The sequence below is a fragment of the Nitratifractor sp. genome, from assembly GCF_015487065.1.
Classification (GTDB): Bacteria; Campylobacterota; Campylobacteria; order Campylobacterales; family Sulfurovaceae; genus Nitratifractor.
The window spans coordinates 1-5,445 of sequence record NZ_WFQN01000082.1 but is presented as its reverse complement, the minus strand read 5'-3'; the positions used below and the strand labels follow the sequence as shown (position 1 = coordinate 5,445).

Here is a 5,445-nt window from a genome sequence, read left to right as displayed (position 1 = left end):
CCATAATTCCAAGTGCACAATCCCTGCACACTGGAAAGATACTATACACTAACAAATTTTGTCAGGAGAAAACTGAATGAGACGACGATTGACGATACTATTGGGTGCGCTGTTGCTTCCCTTATTTCTTCTCAACGCCGGTTTCGGAAATCCCGGAGCCTTCGGGGGACTTCAGCACAAATTCCTCAAACCCTCCGAGGCTTTCAAGGTCCAGGCAAAGGTCGAAGGCGACACTCTCAAGACCACCATCACCTTGGGAGAGAAGATCCACATCTACGCCAAGGATCTCCACCTCAAGGTCATCAAACCCAAAACACTCGAACTCAAGCCCAAACTCCCCAAGCCCATCGTCTACGAAGGTGACAAGGTCTATTACGGCACCCTCGACATCGTCGTGCCTCTCAAAGAGATACGCCAACAGGACATCAACGGCCCCTTCACCCTGGAAGTGGACCTCTCCGGCTGCAGCGACGCCGGCATCTGCTACTCACCTCAAAAATACACCTTCGATCTCGAGGCAGGGAAAGCCGCCAAAGGGAATGAGGAATTAGGAATGAGGAGTGAGGAACCGAAGAAAGCTGCAGCCTCAACACTCAATCCAAAATCCAAAATCCAACATCCAACATCCACCGAAGGTGTCGGTTTCTTCTCCAAGATCTCCGCTCTCGCCGCCGAGGGCAACAGCGCCAAGATCGCCAAAGCTCTGGCCAGTGAGGGGATCCTCTTCGTGCTGCTGCTCTTTTTCGTCGCGGGGCTGCTGCTGGCGCTGACGCCCTGTATCCTGCCCATGATCCCCATCCTCTCCTCGATCCTGGTCAAACAGGCGGGCAAAGAGGGGGGCGTGAGCCGCTCGACGGCTTTCCTGATCTCCCTGGTCTATGTGGTTTCCATGGCCGCCACTTACGCCCTCATCGGCATCGTGGCGGGGCTGCTGGGCTTCGACCTGCAGGCGCATCTGAACAACCCCTGGGTGATCCTCCCCATGGCCGGGCTCTTCGTGGCGCTGGCCTTTTCGCTCTTCGGCTATTTCGAACTGGGACTCCCCGCCTCCTGGCAAAGCCGGCTCACCAAAGCCAGCGACGAGGCCCAGGGCAAAGGGCTGCTGGGCACGGCGGTCATGGGGGCCCTCTCGGCCCTGATTGTCGGCACCTGTACCGCGCCGGTCATCAGCGGAGCGATCATCTTCATCTCCATGACCGGCGACGCCTTCCTGGGGGGACTGAGCCTCTTCGTCATGGGAATCGGCGCCGGTGTTCCGCTGCTGCTCATGGGGGCCGGAGCCGACAAGCTCATCCCCAAACCCGGTGGCTGGATGAACCGGGTCAGCCAGATCTTCGGCGTGGTGATGCTGGCCATGGCGCTCTATGTTCTGCGAGGCATCCTCTCTCCGGGGGTCTATCTTTTCCTCTGGTCCCTGCTACTGCTGGGCAGCGCCCTCTATCTGGAGGTCTTCGACAACGGCCAGCGCTACAAAGGAGCCGGCAAATTGATCCAGCTTTTGGCGGTCATTCTCTTCCTCTACGGTTCGATGCTCTTCGTCGGCGTCATCGCGGGAGCCCAATCGCTTCTGAACCCTCTGGCCCCCTTCACCGCCCACACCGTTTCTGCCAATCCTCAGACTGAAAGCAACGGTCTCGTCCCCATGGCCCAGCGCCGAGGCTACACCCTGGAGCGTCTCCAACGCGAGATCGCCCAGGCGGCCAAAGAGGGCAAACCGGTCGTCGTGGATATCGGCAAGGAAAACTGCGCTGCCTGCAGCGAGCTGGAGCACATCACCTTCCCCGATCCCAAGGTCCGGCAGGCGATGAAGCGCTTCAAATTCCTCCAGATCGACATCACCCAAAACACCCCCGAAGAGCAGGCGATCCTCAAACACTACAAACTCTTCGGCGCCCCCAACATCCTCATCTTCGATTCCAAAGGCCGCCCCCTGCCCGAGAAGTTCCTCGTAGGTTTCGTCCCCCCGGAGGCCTTTGTCAAACACCTGGAATCTATTAAGTGATTGAGGATGGAGAATTGAGAATGGAGAATTTCGGTTAGCGTTGCTCTGCAACGCATTTTTGAAAGTGGGAATTCATTCCCCCTATTCTCCATCTTCCATCCTCAATTCTCAATTCCAAACATGCCTGCTATAATCCCGAAAAAATTTTCAAATCATGAAAGACTATGAAATCCGTCATTCCGGACTTGATCCGGAATCCAGGGCGCAGAGTGACTCAAAGCGCCTGGATCCTGAATCGAGTTCAGGATGACCAAACGGTATACATCCTGTCTTCATAGGGCAAAAAACCAAAAAAAAGGACGACAAATGCAACAGATCGATATGAACTCTCCCGAATTCCAGGCGGAACTGGAGAAGACCTGGAAATTCGTCGAAAAGGTGGACAAGCAGTTCGGCTTCGTTCAGAACCCCGACAAAGACATCAACGAAGGGGTCGCCATGGGGCTGGCCCGCAACAGGCTCATCTACGGCAAGCGCTACTGCCCCTGCTTCATGGTCATCGGCGAAACCCCCGAAGAGCGCAAAGCCGCCGACAACCGCATCTGCCCCTGCAAACCGGCCCTGGAAAAGGAGATCCCCGAGGACGGCGTCTGCCACTGCGGGATCTTCTGCACCCCCGAATACGCCGAAAAGAAGCGTCTGGAGGAGTCCGCCGAAGAGGCGGCCCACCAGCACTCCCGGGGTCTGAACCAAAAAGAGGCGGAACTGCTTGTCGACAAAGAACAGCTCGACGGCGACGAGCTGGAGTCGCTCCTGGAGGCGCGTGAGCTGGGAATGGTGCGCTTCACCCTCGTGGACGTACGGGAGCACATGGAGTACCAGATGGGCCACATCAAAGGGACCGATGAACTCTGGCCCACCAGTCAGTTCTACGACTGGTTCGAAAAGATCCAGGGCCGCAAAGAGGAGCGCTTCATCCTCTACTGCCACACCGGCAGCCGCAGCTTCCAGGTCCAGCATGTCATGAAGGCCCAGGGCTTCGCCCATGTGGGCAACCTCACCTACGGCATCATCAGCTACCCCGGCGAGATCGTCCGGGGCTGAGGCCGTTTGGCTATTCGTGGGATGGCAATCCCACGCTACGACTCCTCCTGTTTGGCATCTTTGCAAAATGTAGGGTGGCGCCCTGTGGGCCCACCATCTCCAACGCTCAATAGCTACCAGGACTTTCCACATGTTTTTACGGTGGGCCCGCAGGGCGCCACCCTACTTTGACTTCCGTCATCCCGAGCTTGTCTCAGGCTCCAGGGCATAGTGGGCATATCAAGTCCGGAATGACGGAGTTTTTCCGAAGAGTTCAATAATCCATTTTTGACAATCGGCTCAAATATTGATAGGATTAATCCACCTAATCGTATCACAAGGCAAAGCAGTAGAATAATGGAAAAGATCAGAAAGTGGGTATGGCAACACGAGAAATATCCGGAATTTGACTACCGATATGAACAGATCGCTCCGTTGATCTCTTCGGTAACGCGCAATACCGGAAAACTGGAGTATGCGACCCGCATCCTCGATCAAAAGGATCTGGATACTGTAGTCGTTGATTCGGCCACCGACGAAATCGTCCGATCTTCGGAAATCGAAGGGGAGATTCTCAACCGTGACAGCGTCCGCTCCTCCATTCGCAAAAAAATGGGGGATCGGCCTGCTCCATCCCAGGACAGCTCCACCCGCCATACAGACGAGTTGGCGGATATCTTGATCGACAGCAGCTTTAATCCGGCTCCTTTGAGTGAAAAGCGGCTCCACGGCTGGCACAATGCCCTCTTCCCTACCGGCTACAGCGGCGGATACAAAATCGATGTGGCCACATATCGCAGCGACGAGATGCGTGTGGTATCTCAAAGAGGTTATGGGGAGGTGGTGCACTACGTGGCGCCCCCTCATGAGCGCGTCGCGAAAGAGATGCGAAAGCTCCTAGTCTATGTCAATCATTCCCAGGAAGATCCCTATATCAAAAGCGCCATTGCGCATCTTTGGTTCGTTATCATTCACCCCTACGACGACGGCAACGGACGAATCGCCAGGAACATCGCCAACTACATTCTCGCCAAAGAGCTGGGATTGAACCACTATTATTTTTCCCTCTCCAAAGCGATCGCCGAGGAGAAGCAATCCTATTACGATACGCTGGAGCGGACGAACAATCTCATCTACAATCGCAACTTCGACTTTACGGAGTGGGTCGCCTGGCATGTCGATGCGGTGGATCGGGCGATCAAAGACTCTCTACTCGAGATCGAAAAGGTGGTGCAAAAGGCGAAGTTTTGGGATCGCGCCAGAAACTTCGCGCTCAATGAGAGACAGATCAAGGTTTTGAACAAAATGCTCGATAAAGGAGACGCATTCGAAGGGGCCCTCAGCACCAAAAAATACGCCGCCATCGCCAAAACCTCCATCCCCACCGCCAAACGGGACATCTCACGGCTTGTAGAGTACGGCTTGCTGCGACAAGTCGAGGGCACTGCGGGACGGAATATCCGGTATGAAGCGGCTGTCATAGAGAATGAGTCATCGGCCCCCTGAAAAAACAAATTGATCATTTTTTGTCATCCTGGGCTCGACTCAGGATCCAGGCCACACCAGGTATTTTTCCTCACCTGATCCAAAAGCTTCTTTTTCCTGGGTCGCATGGCCTCCTCCGATAGCAGAATATTTTGTCATGCTATTGGAATATGGGCCGTTATCCAAACATTTATGTTCAGATAACGGCTGTAGAGCCGATAGCACGACATTGTGGATAAGAGAATTCTGAGGAAAAACACAGTAGAATGGAGCTAAATATGTCATTTTGTCATGTTTTGGAAAATAGCAGCACATTTTAAATGTATTGCTATTTGGTGATTTTGGGGGTATTTGGTATAAAATGTTCACACAATAAATAGTTAGGCATACATGATATTAATAAAGCAAAAAAATGAAAACCGAAATTAATAATGATTTTGACAATGGACTTGATTTACTCATTCCTACTGTAAAAGATCGAACAAGTACACTATTTACAATAGTCAATGAATTAGAGAAAGAATCTGATCGCGGTTGTGCTCTTGTAGCAGCAGCATATTTAGAAAATGAAATCACTGCACTTTTGTTGGGTTTTTTTGTCGAGCAAGGGAAAAGTGCGACTAAAGAGCTTTTTGATTTCAATGGACCATTAGGAACATTTTCATCAAAAATAAAAATTGCATTTGCATTAGGATTGATTTCCAAGGAAACACAAATTTCCCTTGATGTGATACGAAGAATACGAAATGATTTTGCTCATTTACAAGACCCTTTAAATTTTGATGTTAAAGAGATATTACAAAAAATTGACAATCTTTTGCCTAGCTACAAAACCTCCGAGTCAGCACCGAGAGAAAAATTCATAAAAAAAGTTCAAGCACTTGTTGCTGTTATCCATCTCAGTCTTGCAAATACTTTTAATCAAAAAGAACTTG

Annotated in this window: 4 protein-coding genes; all 4 read left to right on the top strand. The window is 52.0% G+C overall.

Annotation, left to right across the window (positions count from 1 at the left end; all coding sequences use genetic code 11):
* The first annotated feature begins 76 nt into the window (after positions 1-76).
* Positions 77-2,002: a protein-disulfide reductase DsbD gene (gene dsbD, locus F8I07_RS04325; protein ID WP_292656189.1), complete on the top strand. Its 1,926-nt coding sequence runs from the start codon at positions 77-79 to the stop codon at positions 2,000-2,002.
* Between the two features lie 306 nt (positions 2,003-2,308).
* On the top strand, positions 2,309-3,046 hold the full coding sequence (locus tag F8I07_RS04320; protein ID WP_292656186.1) for a ferredoxin-thioredoxin reductase catalytic domain-containing protein: 738 nt from the start codon (positions 2,309-2,311) through the stop codon (positions 3,044-3,046).
* 336 nt (positions 3,047-3,382) lie between these two features.
* Positions 3,383-4,531: a Fic family protein gene (locus F8I07_RS04315; RefSeq protein ID WP_292656183.1), complete on the top strand. Its 1,149-nt coding sequence runs from the start codon at positions 3,383-3,385 to the stop codon at positions 4,529-4,531.
* Between the two features lie 391 nt (positions 4,532-4,922).
* Positions 4,923-5,445 (top strand): MltR family transcriptional regulator (locus F8I07_RS04310; protein WP_292656181.1); only part of this gene is annotated, 523 nt, incomplete at its 3' end.